22 protein-coding genes are annotated in these 16750 nt (G+C 48.4%); 19 read left to right on the forward strand and 3 right to left on the reverse strand.

Features of this window, described 5'->3' with window-relative positions; translation table 11 throughout:
* The first annotated feature begins 1 nt into the window (after nt 1).
* From MKY22_RS04870 to gcvPB, 8 genes are all read left to right on the forward strand, one after another.
* Nucleotides 2–361, forward strand: a complete 360-nt coding sequence (locus tag MKY22_RS04870) for a type II secretion system protein (protein ID WP_051656225.1) — start codon at nt 2–4, stop codon at nt 359–361.
* Nucleotides 354–647, forward strand: a complete 294-nt coding sequence (locus MKY22_RS04875; RefSeq protein WP_029341079.1) for a hypothetical protein — start codon at nt 354–356, stop codon at nt 645–647. The genes MKY22_RS04870 and MKY22_RS04875 overlap by 8 nt, the downstream gene beginning before the upstream one ends.
* On the forward strand, nt 644–916 hold the full coding sequence (locus tag MKY22_RS04880) for a hypothetical protein (protein ID WP_231925701.1): 273 nt from the start codon (nt 644–646) through the stop codon (nt 914–916). Before MKY22_RS04875 ends, MKY22_RS04880 begins: the two co-directional genes overlap by 4 nt.
* Entirely contained in the window at nt 909–1394 is a 486-nt protein-coding gene (locus tag MKY22_RS04885; protein ID WP_290778599.1) for a shikimate kinase, read from the forward strand. Before MKY22_RS04880 ends, MKY22_RS04885 begins: the two co-directional genes overlap by 8 nt.
* Nucleotides 1391–1705, forward strand: coding sequence for a hypothetical protein (locus MKY22_RS04890; RefSeq protein ID WP_023467565.1), 315 nt, complete (start codon nt 1391–1393; stop codon nt 1703–1705). Before MKY22_RS04885 ends, MKY22_RS04890 begins: the two co-directional genes overlap by 4 nt.
* 184 nt (nt 1706–1889) lie before the next feature.
* Entirely contained in the window at nt 1890–2972 is a 1083-nt protein-coding gene (gene gcvT, locus MKY22_RS04895) for a glycine cleavage system aminomethyltransferase GcvT (protein WP_035409121.1), read from the forward strand.
* Between the two features lie 13 nt (nt 2973–2985).
* Nucleotides 2986–4332, forward strand: a complete 1347-nt coding sequence (gene gcvPA, locus MKY22_RS04900; protein WP_290778604.1) for an aminomethyl-transferring glycine dehydrogenase subunit GcvPA — start codon at nt 2986–2988, stop codon at nt 4330–4332.
* Nucleotides 4325–5794: an aminomethyl-transferring glycine dehydrogenase subunit GcvPB gene (gene gcvPB / locus MKY22_RS04905; RefSeq protein ID WP_290778607.1), complete on the forward strand. Its 1470-nt coding sequence runs from the start codon at nt 4325–4327 to the stop codon at nt 5792–5794. The genes gcvPA and gcvPB overlap by 8 nt, the downstream gene beginning before the upstream one ends.
* 66 nt (nt 5795–5860) lie before the next feature.
* Here gcvPB and MKY22_RS04910 read toward each other — a convergent pair whose 3' ends face one another.
* Entirely contained in the window at nt 5861–6241 is a 381-nt protein-coding gene (locus MKY22_RS04910; RefSeq protein ID WP_023467569.1) for a rhodanese-like domain-containing protein, read from the reverse strand.
* A gap of 138 nt (nt 6242–6379) precedes the next feature.
* Here MKY22_RS04910 and MKY22_RS04915 point away from each other — a divergent pair, with 138 nt between their 5' ends.
* From MKY22_RS04915 to hpt, 3 genes are all read left to right on the forward strand, one after another.
* Nucleotides 6380–7210 (forward strand): lipoate--protein ligase family protein, encoded by an 831-nt coding sequence (locus MKY22_RS04915; RefSeq protein ID WP_074668436.1) that lies wholly within the window; start codon nt 6380–6382, stop codon nt 7208–7210.
* A gap of 24 nt (nt 7211–7234) precedes the next feature.
* Complete coding sequence (mntR, locus tag MKY22_RS04920) at nt 7235–7657, forward strand: transcriptional regulator MntR (protein ID WP_035398709.1); 423 nt, start codon at nt 7235–7237, stop codon at nt 7655–7657.
* A gap of 149 nt (nt 7658–7806) precedes the next feature.
* Nucleotides 7807–8334 carry a hypoxanthine phosphoribosyltransferase gene (gene hpt, locus MKY22_RS04925; protein WP_029341088.1) on the forward strand — a complete coding sequence of 176 codons (528 nt, stop codon included), beginning with the start codon at nt 7807–7809 and terminating at the stop codon, nt 8332–8334.
* Nucleotides 8335–8392: 58 nt separating this feature from the next.
* On the opposite strand, the gene MKY22_RS04930 is transcribed toward hpt, so the two are convergent.
* Both MKY22_RS04930 and MKY22_RS04935 read right to left on the reverse strand, forming a co-directional pair.
* A complete protein-coding gene (locus MKY22_RS04930) occupies nt 8393–8794 on the reverse strand; it encodes an SA1362 family protein (protein ID WP_069940386.1) in 402 nt (133 codons plus the stop codon).
* 20 nt (nt 8795–8814) lie between these two features.
* On the reverse strand, nt 8815–9747 hold the full coding sequence (locus MKY22_RS04935) for a DUF1385 domain-containing protein (RefSeq protein ID WP_290778615.1): 933 nt from the start codon (nt 9745–9747) through the stop codon (nt 8815–8817).
* A gap of 128 nt (nt 9748–9875) precedes the next feature.
* Between MKY22_RS04935 and aroQ the strand changes: the two genes are divergently transcribed.
* The 8 genes from aroQ (at nt 9876) to xseA (ending at nt 16750) form a co-directional block, all read left to right on the forward strand.
* Entirely contained in the window at nt 9876–10352 is a 477-nt protein-coding gene (gene aroQ / locus MKY22_RS04940; protein ID WP_290778618.1) for a type II 3-dehydroquinate dehydratase, read from the forward strand.
* Nucleotides 10349–11413 carry a M24 family metallopeptidase gene (locus MKY22_RS04945; protein ID WP_029341091.1) on the forward strand — a complete coding sequence of 355 codons (1065 nt, stop codon included), beginning with the start codon at nt 10349–10351 and terminating at the stop codon, nt 11411–11413. Before aroQ ends, MKY22_RS04945 begins: the two co-directional genes overlap by 4 nt.
* Nucleotides 11414–11448: 35 nt before the next feature.
* Entirely contained in the window at nt 11449–12015 is a 567-nt protein-coding gene (gene efp, locus MKY22_RS04950; protein WP_023467577.1) for an elongation factor P, read from the forward strand.
* Nucleotides 12016–12185: 170 nt separating this feature from the next.
* Nucleotides 12186–12635 (forward strand): acetyl-CoA carboxylase biotin carboxyl carrier protein, encoded by a 450-nt coding sequence (accB, locus tag MKY22_RS04955; protein ID WP_341087137.1) that lies wholly within the window; start codon nt 12186–12188, stop codon nt 12633–12635.
* Nucleotides 12636–12650: 15 nt separating this feature from the next.
* Complete coding sequence (gene accC / locus MKY22_RS04960; protein WP_035409099.1) at nt 12651–14003, forward strand: acetyl-CoA carboxylase biotin carboxylase subunit; 1353 nt, start codon at nt 12651–12653, stop codon at nt 14001–14003.
* A 120-nt stretch (nt 14004–14123) separates the two neighbouring features.
* Nucleotides 14124–14528: a transcription antitermination factor NusB gene (nusB, locus tag MKY22_RS04965; RefSeq protein WP_023467580.1), complete on the forward strand. Its 405-nt coding sequence runs from the start codon at nt 14124–14126 to the stop codon at nt 14526–14528.
* A 69-nt stretch (nt 14529–14597) separates the two neighbouring features.
* Complete coding sequence (folD, locus tag MKY22_RS04970) at nt 14598–15431, forward strand: bifunctional methylenetetrahydrofolate dehydrogenase/methenyltetrahydrofolate cyclohydrolase FolD (RefSeq protein ID WP_082627410.1); 834 nt, start codon at nt 14598–14600, stop codon at nt 15429–15431.
* Entirely contained in the window at nt 15428–16750 is a 1323-nt protein-coding gene (gene xseA, locus MKY22_RS04975; protein WP_341087142.1) for an exodeoxyribonuclease VII large subunit, read from the forward strand. The genes folD and xseA overlap by 4 nt, the downstream gene beginning before the upstream one ends.

A 16750-nucleotide genomic window follows, 5' to 3' on the forward strand; every position in this document is an offset into this window, starting at 1 on the left:
TATGCAGAACGAACGCCAAGCGGGCTTCTCTTTGCTTGAAGTAATGCTTTCTATCGTTGCAATCGGTATCTTCATGATGTTAGCGATTGATCCTTATCTCGATTTACGGACGAAACAAATGAAATGGGAACAAGAGACGGAACAGCTTGAGCAGATGGCTACGGATCAAGTTGAAAACCGAACAGCGTCCTATGTCCTGAAACAAGGAGCGTGGTGCAATGAAACGATGTGTCTTGCGAGCGGAATCCGGAATGACCCTTCTCGAACTGTCATTCGTCCTATGGCTGAGCCCACTTCTTCTGCTGGCAATCTTGACACTGACCCCACTCGTTCGTCCGCCGGAAGTCAACCGAATGAATGAAGAATTGTTCTTTCATACCGTGGAACGACTGATGTGGCGCAGTACGATGTGTGAGCGCCTCGGAGACGAGATTCGTGGAATGGACGTCAATCCGGGAGAGACAGCTGAAAAGTGGCGTCTCGTCCGTGTGCAAGATCAACTACGTCTCAAGAAAGAACAGGGAGGTGAACTGACATACGCCCGCGATGTCAAACAATATACCGTGACAGGGGATGCCGAGATTCTCTCGATTCAGTTGAACGACAGCAGACGTTCCTTCCGATGCGTCAGGAAGGATTCATCTTGATTCAAACGTTACTGTTACTTCTAGGAATGGGAGTCGTACTCTTGATTTCTTGTCAGCAAATTGACGAAGAGATGCGGCATCATCAGTTAGAGCAAGAAGCCCTTCAACTCGAGTCTCTCATTCGAGCGGCGAAAGCAGATTGTACGAAGGACGAGACCCTCCGCTACCCAATCGGACAAGTCAGCTGTACAGCGACCGATAAAGGCTTTAAAATGGAAGCGAGATTAGAGAATGGTCAAAGAATCGAGGCGGTCGTCACACATGAGTAAGGTTTATTTGATTGGGTTTATGGGAACTGGTAAAACAGCTGTCGGACATCGATTGGGTTCACAATACGAGGTCGACGAACTGGATGAACGGTTCAAACAGGAACATGGACAAACGATTACCGCTTTTTTCGCTGAGCATGGCGAAGCAGGGTTTCGTACACATGAAAGCGAATTGTTGAAGAGTAGCAATGCGGAAGTGGTTGTCACGGGTGGCGGGATCGTCGAACGGGAAGAGAACCGACTGTACATGCAGGAGTCCGGAACAGTCGTCTGGATCGATACACCCTTTGATTTGATTTGGGAACGTATCGCCGCTGATCCGAATCGTCCACTCGTGACAGAACGGGAACAAGTGAGACGATTGTTTGAACGTCGCTATTCCTTATATGCTGGAGTAGCTACTGTCCGACTTGAAGGAACGGCATCAATCGAAGAATTAACGCGTGCGATTGAAACTGTATTGGAGGAGAAGTCATGATTTGGATTACGTTAGGTATTATTTTATTGGCTATCATAGGACTCGTGTTGTTCGGATTCAGTCTTTACAAAAAGAAGCTGTCTCAGGATATTCGGCAGTTAAAACAACTGATGGAGCGCTTTACGATTCGTCAGCAAACCTTGCAGACGAACATTGATCATACGACGCAGCGAATCGATCAAATCAAAGGGAATATCAATCGAATCACTGAAGAAGGAAATCGTGTGAAGCAAGGAGCGAGCCAATTGGTGACGGAAGGTCGTCGACTCCAGGAGGAAATCAAACGAACTGCCGGAATCAAACAATTTTGAAATGGCTTTCATGGGAAGAATATGAAACAATAGGAGAGAAGGGACAGGGTCCTTTCTCTCTTTTTCGTATGTTCCTTTTTCCGAATAATACTAGATAATTATGATTTTAATTGGTAAGATGGATTTGAAAATGGAACATTAAAGAGAAGAGAGAGCGAAAACGTTCGTAAATAGGGGGATTTGTATGAGTCAAACGACATTGAAAAGAACACCGTTATTCGAGACGGTTTCGCAAACCGGTAAGATGGTGGATTTTGCGGGATTTGAAATGCCAGTTTTGTTTTCCTCGATTAAAGAAGAACACGTTGCAGTAAGGGAGAACGTCGGCATGTTCGATGTCTCGCACATGGGAGAACTGTTCGTCAGCGGACCGGATGCTCTGACGTTTTTACAAGCTACATTATCGAACGATATTTCGAAGATTGCGGTGGGGCAAGCGCAATATAACGTCTTATGCCAAGAAGACGGTGGGACAGTGGATGATTTACTCGTCTATCGTTTGGCAGAAACGGACTATCTTCTCGTCGTCAATGCTTCGAACATTGAAAAAGACGAACAACATTTACGTCACTATCTAACAGGAGACGTCACGCTTGAGAATCAATCGGAACAATATGGTCAAATTGCGGTCCAAGGACCACGTGCGGAAGCCATCCTTTCCGGCATGACACCACTTGTCTTATCAGAGATCGGATTTTTCAAGTTCCAACGTGGGACGGTTGCAGGAGTGGAAATGATCGTCTCACGCAGTGGGTACACAGGGGAAGATGGGTTCGAACTCTACATGGCAGCTGGTGACGCACCTGCTGTCTGGCAAGCACTGCTTGAGCAAGGTGTCGTACCATGCGGGCTCGGGGCACGTGACACATTACGTTTTGAGGCATGTCTTCCACTTTATGGACATGAATTATCAGCAACGATTTCACCAATCGAAGCGGGAATGGGCTTTGCGGTCAAACCACAAGTCAAACCGTTCGTCGGTTCGGAAGTCTTGTTGCAACAGAAAGAACAAGGAGCACCGCGACGCTTGATCGGTCTTGAATTACTCGATAAAGGGATTGCGCGTCAAGATGCACCGGTTTGGCACGACGGGGAAGTCGTTGGTGTGGTGACGACAGGTACGTTGCCGCCGACAGTCGGAAAAGCGATTGCTTGGGCACTCGTTCCTGCAGAAGTAGCGGAACAAGAGCAATTTGAAGTGGAAGTACGCGGAAAACGTTTAGCAGCGAAACGAACAGCGACACCGTTTTATCGTCGCACGAAATAAGGGGGATATTTCTATGGATTTTCGTTATTTACCAATGACAGCAGAAGATGAGCAGGCGATGTTACAGACGATCGGTGCAGCATCGATCGAAGATTTACTCGCTGATATCCCGGCATCCGTCCGTGATAACGGTACATTGGAAGAAGTCGGTGTGCCACTTCCGGAAACGGACTTGATTCGGACGCTATCGAAGCTTGCCGACCAAAACATGAATACGAAACAATATTCATCGTTCCTTGGCGCAGGCATCTATGATCACTATGCACCTGCTGTCGTCAATCATATGTTACTGCGCTCAGAGTTTTACACTGCCTATACACCGTATCAGCCAGAGATTTCGCAAGGTGAACTACAAGCGATTTTTGAATTCCAATCGATGATTTGTGAATTGACAGGGATGGATGTCGCGAACTCGTCGATGTATGACGGTATCACGGCGTTAGCGGAAGCGGCTATGCTTGCTTGTGCCCATACGAAGAAAAAGACGATCGTTCTTTCAGACGGCGTTCACCCGGAGGCACACGATGTCGTTCGGACGTATGCGAACGGTCCAGGACTAAACGTCGAGACGTTGGCGCTTGAGCAAGGTGTCACACGGATCGATCAACTCGATGCCATCGAAGACGTCGCCTGTGTCATCGTGCAGTATCCGAACTTCTACGGTCGTGTCGAAGAACTACAAGCATTGGCCGATGCGACTCATGCTCGTGGTGCGCTGTTCATCGTCTCTGCGAATCCACTGGCACTCGGTATCTTAGAAGCACCAGGTAAACTTGGCGCTGACATAACGATCGGAGACTGCCAACCGTTCGGAATTCCACAAAGTTTTGGTGGACCGACGTGTGGTTATTTCACGACGACAAAAGCGTTGATGCGTAAGATTCCGGGACGTCTCGTTGGGCAGACCGTCGATGAGAATGGGAAACGCGGTTTCGTTCTGACGTTACAAGCACGTGAACAACACATTCGCCGTGACAAGGCGACATCTAACATTTGTTCGAACCAAGCGTTGAATGCACTCGCTGCTTCGATCGCGATGAGTGCACTCGGAAAACGGGGTATCCGGGAACTCGCGACACGCAACTTGCAAACGGCACATGCCTTAAAACAAAAGCTGAAACAGGCTGGCTTTACGATCGTTGACGATGGACCGAGCTTCAATGAATTCGTCGTTACGCTACCGATCGATGCAACACGTGCGAGTCAACAATTGCTCGATCACGGGATCATCGGCGGTTTGCCGTTAGGATCGTATGACGCGGCACGTCAAAATGAAATGCTTGTTTGTGCAACGGAATTACGGACGAATGAAGAGTTGGATCAATTCGTGACAGCGTTAGGGGGACTCACACATGAATGAGCAAACATTGATCTTTGAAATTTCTAAACCGGGTCGTATCGCCTTTAGCTTACCGTTACCGACTGTCGATGAGGTGGCAGTAGAAGAATTGTTACCGGCTTCGATGTTACGGAAGGAAGACGTGGCGCTACCGGAAGTATCTGAACTGGATCTCGTCCGTCACTACACGGCACTCTCGAACCGTAACCATGGTGTGGATTCTGGATTCTATCCACTCGGGTCATGTACGATGAAATACAACCCGAAAATTAATGAAGATATGGCACGCCTCCCTGGGTTTGCACACATTCACCCGCTTCAACCAGTCGAAAGTGTCCAAGGGGCACTCGGTTTAATGTATGATCTGCAAGAAAAACTCGCAGTCATCACAGGAATGGATGAAGTGACGCTCCAGCCGGCGGCGGGAGCACACGGTGAATGGACAGGCTTGATGCTGATTAAGGCCTACCATCATGCACGCGGTGACTTTAAACGGACGAAAGTCCTCGTACCGGACTCCGCGCACGGAACAAACCCGGCATCGGCATCAGTCGCTGGATTTGATACCGTGACGGTCTTATCGGATGAACGTGGTCTCGTTGATCTAGCAGACTTAAAGAAAAAAGTCGGTGACGATACAGCGGCACTCATGTTGACGAATCCAAACACGCTCGGTCTGTTTGAGTCGGATATCGTCGAAATCGCAAAAGCGGTTCACGAAGCAGGTGGAAAACTCTATTATGATGGTGCGAACTCGAATGCGATCATGGGCATTGCTCGTCCAGGGGACATGGGCTTTGATGTCGTTCACTTGAACTTGCATAAGACGTTCACAGGACCGCACGGTGGCGGCGGACCAGGGTCGGGTCCAGTAGGGGTCAAACAAGATTTGATTCCGTATTTACCGAAACCAATCGTCCGCAAAGAAGAAGAGCGTTATGTCCTCGATTACGATCGTCCGGAAGCAATCGGTCGCGTCAAACCATTCTACGGTAACTTCGGCATCAACGTTCGTGCCTATAGCTATATTCGGACGATGGGTGGGGCAGGTCTCGCTCGCGTCTCGAAAGAAGCGGTCTTGAATGCGAACTATATGTTGGCTCGTCTCAAAGGTGCGTATGACGCGCCATACGACGTCTATTGCAAGCACGAATTCGTCTTGTCGGGTAAACGTCAAAAAGCACTAGGTGTCCGGACGCTTGATATCGCTAAACGTCTGCTTGACTTTGGATACCATCCACCAACGATCTACTTCCCGTTGAACGTCGAGGAGTGTATCATGATCGAACCGACGGAAACAGAGTCAAAAGAAACACTCGATGCCTTTTGTGATGCGATGCTCCAGATTGCAAAAGAGGTCGAAGAGACACCAGATGTCGTCTTAAATGCACCACACACGACGGTCGTCAAACGGATGGACGAGACACTTGCTGCTCGAAAACCGGTCTTACGCTACGAACCAAAACAAGAAGTACACGCATAAGCTACTTCATAAAAAAGAGGACCTCTCCGACGAAGGAGAGATCCTCTTTTTGCGATGAACGAAGCATTAGCTCCGTTTGATTTTTCCTGACCACTGCTTGAATCCGCCTTTTAACTGATACAGATTCGTATAACCAGCTTTTTTCAAGACTTTTGCAGCCTGTGAAGAACGCATGCTACCTTGACAATACAAATAAATCGGCATGTCTTTTCGTAATTCCTTCGAGCGCATCTTCATTTGGCTGACCGGGATGTTACGGGCACCGACGATGTGTCCACCTTTGAATTCCTGTGTCTCGCGAACATCGACGATTTGTGCTTTACGGTAGTTCGCACGGAATTCTTCTTGCGACAATTTCGTGATGCCTTTGACCGGCATGAAACGCCAAGCGATGTAGGCGATCAGCGCGACCCATAATACGATCGTAATGATAGTTCCAGTTTCCATATTCGACTTCCAACCCCTTCGTTCGTTTAACCTCTGTTTCATTATAGTCAACGAAATCGATTTCGGCAATCGACTCGTGATTGCGCGACCGAGAATGGGTTTGATACACTAAGACGGAAACGTTTTGGGGGTGCTCAAGTGAACAGAGAGTGGCAAGTGTTGACGACGCCGGCAATGGAGCCGGCAATGAACATGGCAATTGATGAAGCATTGATTCAGTTCGTCGGGCGTGGTGAAATCGCACCGACGCTGCGTTTTTACTCATGGGAACCACGTGGATTAAGCGTTGGTCATTTTCAACGGGCAACCCGTGATATCGATCGAAAGCGGATCGCGGAGCTCGGGATTCCGATCGTGCGTCGGATGACAGGAGGGCGCGCTGTCTTGCACGCAGACGAGTTGACATACAGTGTCGTCATCCCAGAAGATACAGAAGGTTTACCACGCACGGTCATCGAAAGTTATCGGATGTTGACGGAAGGAATTCGCAAAGGATACCATCACCTCGGCATTCCGGTCGAATTTTCCGTTCCGTTGACGGAAGAGGAAAAGGAAGAATTACGGAAGCCGAAATCAGCCGTTTGTTTTGATGCAGCGTCGTATTATGAACTCGCTGTTGGAAAACGGAAAGTCGCCGGAAGTGCACAAGTTCGCCATCAAGGCGTTGTTCTGCAGCACGGTTCGGTCCCACTCTCTGTCGATGAAGGTGAATTGTTTGATTGTTTCTTGTATGATGATGAGTCGACGCGCGAACGGATGAAAGCGCGTTTTTCAGGAAAAGCTGTCGCTTTGAATGAGCTAGCAGGTCGCGCAGTCGCATTTGACGAGGTACGAGAAGCGTTCACGAAAGGCTTCGAAGAGGCGCTTGATTTGTCGTTCGTTCCATTAACGTTCACTAGCGAGCAGTGGCAGGAGATTGAGCGTCTTGCCGAGAAATACCGTAGTGATGAGTGGAACTGGAAACGCTAATGAATGAAATGGGAAGGTGATGTCGTGCCAACTCCGAGTATGGAAGATTATTTGGAACAAATTTATAAACTGATTGAAGATAAGGGGTATGCCCGCGTATCGGATATAGCGGAGTCGTTAGGAGTTCACCCGTCCTCGGTAACGAAGATGGTTCAAAAGCTCGACCGGGAGACGTATCTCGTTTATGAAAAGTATCGGGGTCTCATGCTGACGCCTAAAGGACGCAAAATCGGAAAGCGTCTCGTGGAACGACACGCCTTACTTGAAGATTTTCTTCGTCTCGTTGGTGTGGATGAAGAACTGATCTATAAGGATGTCGAAGGAATCGAACATCATATTAGTATCGAAGCATTGGATAAGATCAACGGAATGATTCAGTTCTTCGCAGAACGTCCTGGTTTGAAAGAGGAACTGCATCGCTATCAACAAGCCCATCCAGAGGATTGAGGCTTGTTTTTTTATACTTTTTTTCTAAGAGATCATCTTAAACACGAACATTCCATTACAATTTAATGATAAAGTGCGCATTTAAAAGGTGTTATGTTATACTGAGCCTGAAAATGGACGAAGGGGGTGACGGGTGTTCGCACCTGGTCATGGAAATTACGATTAAAGAAAAGTTAGTGTCTGAGTCACAACTAAAAGAAAAAGTCCGTGAATTAGCACAACAGATTGAAGCAGATGCTGCCGGACGTCAAATCGTTCTTGTCGTCGTGTTGAAAGGGTCGATGGTCTTTGCTGCGGATTTGATGCGCGAAATCAAAGGAAGCGTTCAAATTGATACAGTCGCGTGCTCTTCTTACGGAACAAAGACCGTCTCTTCAGGGCGTGTCCAGTTGAAGAAAGATCTCGATCTCGATGTGCAAGGGAAATATGTCGTCGTCATCGAAGATATTATCGACACAGGACGAACGCTCCATTTCTTATGTGATCACATGAAGTTGCATCAACCTGGAGTTCTAAAGGTGTGTACATTGCTTGATAAACCGGCACGTCGTGAAGTAGAACTCGACGCAGACTATGTCGGTTTTGAGATTCCGGATTACTTCGTTGTTGGGTACGGAATCGATTGTGCTGAGGAATACCGCAATTTACCGTATATCGGTTGGGTCGAAACGGATTGAACACGAAAAAAGGAGATTCGTCGCGTGACGAATCTCCTTTTTAATGTACTTTTGAAATTTAGAAAGCACGTTTTTTCTTTTTACCTTTTTTTCCTTCGATGACTGTCAGGTGAGGCGCTTTTGAACGATCCCGCAACGGTCTGACTTTATTCGATGCCGGCGCTTTTGAAGACTTGACCGGTTTTTTCTTAAAGTCTGTCCGGCGAACAGAATTCGAAGAGCCGTGCATTTTTTTTGATTGAGCGACGGATTTTCGGTACTGAGCGTTCGCACCATTTCCGACGCTTCGATTACGAGTCAGGAACTTAAAGAGTAAGAAGATAATCCCGGCGGTAATCCCGAAGAACAGCAATTGTGAAAACAGACTACTTGGATTGTTGACGAGTTTATATCCGAAGCCGACAAAAGCGAACAGTAACACGACGAGTGCAAATGTAGAACCAATGCGTTGTCTGATCATAATATCACCCCTGTTATCGATTAACCCAGTGCATTCTCATGTAGGTTATGTTCCTGTTTTTCTAATGCTTCAAACGCATAAATCGCAACCTCGATCTGTGAATCATCCGGTTCCTTCGTCGTCAAGTACTGCAACCATAGGCCAGGCAAGGCGATGACGCGAAGTCCTTTAATGTGCTGTGCTTTATTCGTCAGCTGTAACACTTCAAACGAGAGACCGATGACGACCGGTAATAAAGCGATTCGGCAGACGAGACGCAACCAAAGCGGATCCGTTGGCACGATCAGATAGACGAAAAATCCGACGATGACGGTGAAGATCAAGAAACTCGAGCCGCACCGGTAATGAAGCCGACTGCTGACGCGAACGTTCTCGACCGTAAGTGGACGTCCTGACTCGACGCAATTAATGACTTTATGCTCAGCACCATGATATTGGAAAAGTCGTTTGACAAGCGGGGTCAACGAAATCACGTAGAGATAACTGAACAAAAGCGTTAATTTAATTGTTGCTTCAATGACGTTTTGAATGACATGTCCAGACAAGGCTGGAAATACATCGAATAGCGATGCAAGGAAAGCAGGTAGTAACGTAAAGAGTAATTTACCGAAAAAAAATGATAGGATCCCGACGACAGCTACGCCGAGCCATTTCGTCAAAGGACTGGCAGTCGTCTCTTCCGGTTCTTCTTCACCCGGTTTGACACCGTAGCGATCACTTGCGAAGTTCATATGACTTGCGCCATTCGCTGAGGACTCCATCAAAGCAAAGAGACCACGCAAAAGTGGAATTCGTTTTCCTTTGGCGATTCGTGGTCGAACCGGTTTTTGCTGGGCAAACGTCTCGATCGAATCATCATTTCGACGAATCGCGGAGACTGCATGGGTCGCATTTTGGAACATGACGCCTTCGACGATGGCTTGACCACCGACTGGCGGATTAGTCGTTTTCATAATTGAACGCATCCCGTCTTCATTAAAATTAGGTGTATCGTCAGTGTACTTGATTTACGCTAAAAAAACTATGTTCGACTCGTCAAAACGAGGTAATCTTTAGGAGTCGGAAATCGGGTTATGATACAATGAAAAGGAATTCTAGGAGGTGTTTTTTTTTGCGTGTCTTGATATTAAACGGACCAAACTTGAATTTACTCGGAACACGCGAACCGGATACATATGGAACGGCGACATTAGCCGACTTAGAACACGACCTTCGCGCTTATTTTCCGAACATTCAGTTTCGGTTTGAACAATCGAATCATGAAGGACGACTGATTGATGTTCTTCACGAGGAACGGGGAGCGGACGGCATCGTCTTCAATGCGGCTGCCTATACGCATACGAGTATCGCGTTACGTGACGCGATCGCTGCGATCGAAGCACCCGTCATCGAGGTCCATCTATCGAATGTCCATGCACGTGAATCCTTCCGTCATCATTCGATGATCGCATCCGTCTGTCAAGGCGTCATTGCTGGACTTGGCATGACGGGATATCGTCTGGCAACGGAAGCACTTCAAGCTTTACAACAATCGGAACAAGGGGGAAATCAATCATGAAACAACGGATCGAGGCGTTACAAGCAGCTTTAAAGGAACGGGACCTTCCAGGATTACTCGTCACGAAAGCAGAGAACATTCGTTACATTTCCGGCTTCACGGGTTCAAGTGGTGCATGTCTCGTAACAGAAGAGCAAGCGTACTTCGTGACGGATTTCCGTTACACGGAGCAAGCGGCAGACCAAGTTAAAGGAATGGAGATCGTCCAAATCGAACGGTCGATTCCAGAGACGATGGGCGAATTGATGGCAGGAGCGCGTGTTCGCGCGGTTGGTGTCGAAAAGGATGCGATGACACTCGGTGCTTTTGAAGCGTACGATCAAGCTTCGGCAATCGAGCTTGTTCCGACGACAGGAATCATTGAAAACCTACGCTTGATTAAGGATTCGTCAGAGATTAAGATGATTAAGGAAGCGGTGGAGCTCGCAGACGCGACCTTCCAACACATCTTGACGTATATTCAACCAGGACGAACAGAACTTGAAGTATCAAACGAACTAGAATTCTTCATGCGCAAGCATGGAGCGACGTCTTCTTCTTTCGATACGATCGTGGCGTCAGGCCATCGTTCTGCCTTGCCGCACGGTGTTGCTAGCTCGAAAGTCATTGCGACGGGTGAGCTCGTGACGCTTGATTTCGGAGCGCTCTTGAACGGTTATGTTTCAGATATCACACGGACTGTCGCAGTCGGTCCGATCAATGCCGAATTGCAGAAGATCTACGATACAGTCTTACAAGCGCAACTAGCGGGTGTCGATGGCTTAAAACCAGGTATCACTGGAATCGAAGCGGACGCGTTGACACGTGATATCATTAAAGAAGCAGGTTACGGTGAGTACTTCGGTCACTCGACGGGACACGGTATTGGTCTAGAAGTACATGAAGGACCTGGCTTGTCGTTCCGCTCTGAGACGAAACTTGAACCGGGCATGATCGTTACGGTCGAACCAGGTATCTACGTGCCGCAAGTTGGCGGATGCCGGATTGAAGATGACGTCTTGATTACGGAAACAGGTCGAGAAATTCTTTCGTCTTCACCAAAAGAACTGATCACTCTCTAATTCAGAGTGACGGGACATTTTAGGAGGAACCATTTATGGTATCAGTAAACGATTTAAAAACAGGATTAACGATTAAAACTTCAGACGGTATGATTTGGCAAGTACTTGAATTCCAACATGTTAAACCAGGTAAAGGGGCAGCTTTCGTTCGGACGAAAATGCGTAACATCCGTAACGGAAACATCCAAGAGATGACATTCCGTGGTGGTGAGCGTGTCGAGCGTGCACACATCGAGCGTAACAAGATGCAATACCTTTACCCAATGGGTGAGACTTACGTCTTCATGGACACAGAATCGTATGAGCAATTGGAATTGACGACGGCACAAGTCGAAGCAGCTCTTCCATACTTGCTTGAAAACATGGAAGTTCAAATCGCGGTTTACAACGGCGAAATCCTCGGTCTTGAATTACCGAACACAGTCGTCATGACGATCGTCGAAGCAGAGCCTGGCGTTAAGGGTGATACAGCTTCGAACGTCAAGAAAAACGCGACAGTGGAGACGGGTCACATCATTCAAGTACCACTCTTCATCGAAGCAGGAGAAAAAGTAACGGTTGATACACGTACAGGTGATTTCACAGGTCGTTACAACGGATAATATTGAAACGACAAGACGTCTCTCACCTTCTATCAGGTCGAGAGACGTCTTTTTTTTCATCCAGCTTGACTTGCATCCAATGGTATGACCAGTTAATATAAGTATTTGAGTAGGCATTAGCACCTGGTATAATAATTGTGAATACAGCATAGATGGGGGAAGAATGACAGATGAAAATCGATCAGTTGAAACAAGTACTCGAAATGCTCGATCAGTCGAGTGTAAATGAACTCTCACTCGAGACGGATACGTATAAATTGAAGTTGAAGAAACAAGGAGAAACAGTGACGGTCTCGCACCAAGCACCTGCTGCTCCAGTAGCGGCGCCTGCTCCTGTGAAGCAAGCGGCAACACCAGTCGAGGAAGAGGCGACTGCGGATGATACGGTCACGATCAATGCCTTGATGGTCGGAACGTTCTATTCGCGTCCGAATCCGGATAAACCGGCATACGTCAAAGTCGGTGATCAGATTGAAGTGGGTCAAATCGTTTGTGTCCTTGAAGCAATGAAGCTCTTCAATAACTTAAACTCGGAAGTATCTGGAACGGTCGTCGAGATTCTTGTCGCCGATGGAGATCTCGTTGAATTTGGTCAACCACTCTTCCGGATCCGTCCGTAAACGGGGGTGAACAGCATGGAAAAATTATTGATTGCCAACCGTGGAGAAATCGCCGTCCGCATCATTCGAGCGGCAAAGGAACTTGGAATACAGACCGTTGCTGTCTACTCGACGGCAGATAAGGAAGCCTTACACGTTCGTTTAGCCGATGAGGCGTACTGCATCGGTGAGGCGAGTTCTGCTTCATCCTACTTAAACGTTACGAATATCCTCGCAATCGCAACGAACCGTCAAGTAACGATGATCCACCCGGGTTACGGTTTCCTAGCCGAGAACGTCGATTTTGCTGAGATGTGTGAAGCGTGCGGAATCAAGTTCGTTGGTCCGACGTCGGATGCGATCCGTCAGATGGGGATCAAGGACGTCGCGAAGAAGACGATGATCGAGTGTGGCGTGCCTGTCGTGCCGGGTTCGGATGGAACGGTCACGGACGAAGAAGCGGTCGCACTGGCGCAAGAAATTGGTTATCCAGTCATCATCAAAGCAACAGCCGGTGGTGGAGGTAAAGGGATTCGGGTCGCTCGTTCGGAAGAGGAGCTGATCAACGGGTTAAGTGAGACACGCCGTGAAGCAAAACAAGCTTTCGGAAACGGGGATGTCTATTTAGAACGTTTCATCGAAGAATTCCGCCATGTCGAGGTACAGGTCCTCGCTGACCGTCACGGGAATGTCATTCACCTCGGTGAACGGGATTGTACCGTCCAGCGTCGGATGCAGAAACTGATCGAGGAAGCGCCGTCACCTGCGGTCAGTGAAGCGACACGATTAAAAATGGGCGAGGCTGCCGTAAAAGCCGCAAAAGCGATTCAATACACGGGAGCTGGAACGATCGAATTCATCTTCGTCGAAGAGACGGAAGAGTTCTTCTTCATGGAGATGAACACGCGCATTCAAGTCGAACACCCGGTAACGGAGATGATCACTGGATTCGACCTCGTTCAAGCACAATTGCAAGTCGCGCTCGATCATCCACTTGCCGTCAAACAAAAGGATATCAAGTTCCACGGTCATTCGATCGAGTGCCGAATCAATGCCGAGGATCCAGATCATGATTTCCGTCCGTCTGCTGGACGCGTCACACAATACGTGACACCAGGCGGAATGGGTGTGCGCATCGATAGTGCGGTCTATCCAGGGTACATGATTCCACCATACTATGACTCGATGGTCGCGAAGTTGATCGTCCATGCGGAAACACGGGAAGAAGCATGTGCGAAGATGGAACGTGCACTAGCTGAATTTTGGATCGAAGGTGTCAAGACGACGATCCCGTTCCACGAACGTGTTCTCAGTCACCCGGTATTCCGGCGTGGGACGTTCACGACGAAATTCGCAGAGCGTGAGCTAAAAGGTACGATCGTTAACTGAATCAGGACGGGAGTTTGTGCGACGAACTCCCGTCTTTTTTTGGCGTTCTCTATGTTTTTTAAAAGAGGAATGTGCTAAACTAACTGATTGAGAACGACAAAAAAAGGAGCACGCAAAATCATGATGAAACGACACATGGCACGCGAACTCGCAGTCCAGTCTTTGTTCCAAATGGAGCTTTCGGATCTGACTGCACAAGAGGCCATTGAATTCGCGGTAGAAGGTAAGGAATATGACACATTCGTCGAGCAATTGGTGAACGGTGTCGAAACGAACAAAGCAACGATTGACCAACACATCCGAGAAGCACTGGTCAACTGGTCATTCGAACGACTCGGAAACATCGAGCGGACGATTCTTCGCTTAGCCGTCTACGAATTGTTATTCGAAACGAACATTCCAGTTCGAGTGACGATCAACGAAGCGATTGAATTGACGAAGGCGTTCGCAGATGAAGAAGCGACAAAAATCGTGAACGGTGTTCTTGGTAAAGTCGCACAAGGCGTCGTCAAAGAAAATTCATAAACGTGTAAAACCGAATAGAGACAAACAGACAGAAGAGTGAATCGAACTTTTTGGGGGAGTGGACAAATCATGGCAGTAGTAATCGATGGAAAACAGGTAGCCCATTCATATCGTATGAAGCTGAAAGAAGAAGTCGCACGTCTGAAAGAACAGCGGATTCAACCGCAATTGACTGTCATCCTGATTGGCGAAGATCCTGCTAGTCAGTCTTATGTACGTGGTAAAGAAAAGGCGGCGAAGGAAATCGGCATGGATTCGGAGTTGATCCGACTTCCGGCAGAAACAACGGAATCAGAGCTTCTTCACTTGATCGACCGTCTGAACGTTGATGCGAGTGTCCATGGGATTCTCGTCCAATTGCCGTTGCCTGACCATATTGATGAGAGCAAAGTCATTTTTGCGATTTCTCCTGAAAAGGACGTCGATGGTTTTCATCCTGTCTCTGTCGGGAAAATGATGATTGGTGAACCGACATTTTTACCGTGTACACCAAACGGCATTCTTCATCTCGTCAAAGAGATGAACGTACCGATTGCCGGTCAACACGTCGTTGTCGTCGGTCGTAGCCAAATCGTCGGTAAACCCGTCGGTATGTTGTTCTTGAATGAATCGGCTACCGTTTCCTATTGTCATTCCAAGACAAAAGATCTCGGTGCGATGACGCGTCAAGCGGATATCTTGATCGTCGCAGTCGGCGTACCGAAGCTGATTACGGCGGATATGGTGAAACCGGATGCTGTCGTCATTGACGTTGGTGTCAACCGTGTCGATGGCAAACTCGTCGGTGATGTCGAGTTTGATACGGTACAAGACGTTGCATCGATGATCACACCTGTTCCGGGTGGCGTTGGTCCGATGACGATCACGATGCTACTGCATAACACGATCGAGGCTGCGCGATGAGCGAACCTCTTCACGTTTCCGATTTAGTCCACTATGTCAAACGTGAACTAGAAGGCGACGCCCTTCTGCAACAAGTCCAGGTGGTGGGAGAAGTGTCGAACTTTAAACGACACTCTTCCGGTCACCTTTATTTTACGTTGAAGGACGAGCAGTCACGGATGAAAGCCGTCATGTTTGCCCGGGATGCGAGTCGAGTCAAAGCAGACGTTCGCGATGGGATGCGAGTCGTCGTCACCGCGCGCTTATCCGTCTACGTCTCTTCTGGGGAGATGCAACTCTATGTCGAACGGATGACGGAAGACGGTGTAGGAGCGTTATATGAGGCGTTCTCACGCTTGAAGGTGGATCTTGAAGAGCGCGGTTGGTTTGATCCAGCCATCAAACAATCGTTGCCAGCATTTCCCGAGCGAATCGGGATCATCACGTCGCCAAAAGGAGCAGCGCTTCATGATATCGCAACGACACTCCGGCGCCGTTATCCGCAAGCGGCCATCGTCTTCGCCCCGGTCCTTGTACAAGGAGCGGATGCGGCACCACAAATCAGCCGTGCCATTCAGCTAATGAATGAGCATGCTGCCTGTGATGTGTTGATCATTGGTCGTGGTGGTGGTTCGATCGAGGAGCTGTGGGCATTCAATGAGATGTCTGTCGTGACAGCCGTGTTTGAATCGCGCATTCCGATCGTCTCTGCTGTCGGTCACGAAACGGATTTTACAATCAGTGATTTCGTTGCCGACGTTCGTGCTGCTACACCAACGGCAGCGGCGGAACTCGTCACTCCGGAAGCAGAGGCACTATCTCGACGGGTGCAGGATGTGGAGCGTCGTTTAGAACGAACGTATGCACAACTCCTCAAAAGTAAGCAGGAGCAAGTGACACGGCTTGCTGCGAGCTACGGTCTGAAATCACCACGCGTCCTACTCGGACTGAAGCAGGAACAATTGGACCGAGCAGAGATGTCACTCCAAAAGGAGATCAAGCAAGTAGTAGCGCAACACCAGCAACAGGTGGAGCGTCTTGACACACGCTTAATGCGTGTGCCGATGCGGGATCGCTTCGTGCAACAAAGGGCGACGATTGAACAATCACGACGTCGACTCGAAATCGTTCGTCGACTCTTGCAATCGAAGCAACAACAGGTGCGTCATGTGCTCGCGCGACTCGACTCCGTCAGTCCGACGCATGTTCTGATGCGCGGCTATACGTATGTCGAACAGGATGGACAAATCGTCCGTTCCGCGAAGGAATTGACAGCGTCTTCGTTCGATATCCGATTCCATGATGGAACGATTCGTGCTAAACGAGAGGATGGGGAGTAA

Origin of the sequence: Exiguobacterium sp. FSL W8-0210 (assembly GCF_038006045.1) — a bacterium.
Lineage (GTDB): Bacteria > Bacillota > Bacilli > Exiguobacteriales > Exiguobacteriaceae > Exiguobacterium_A.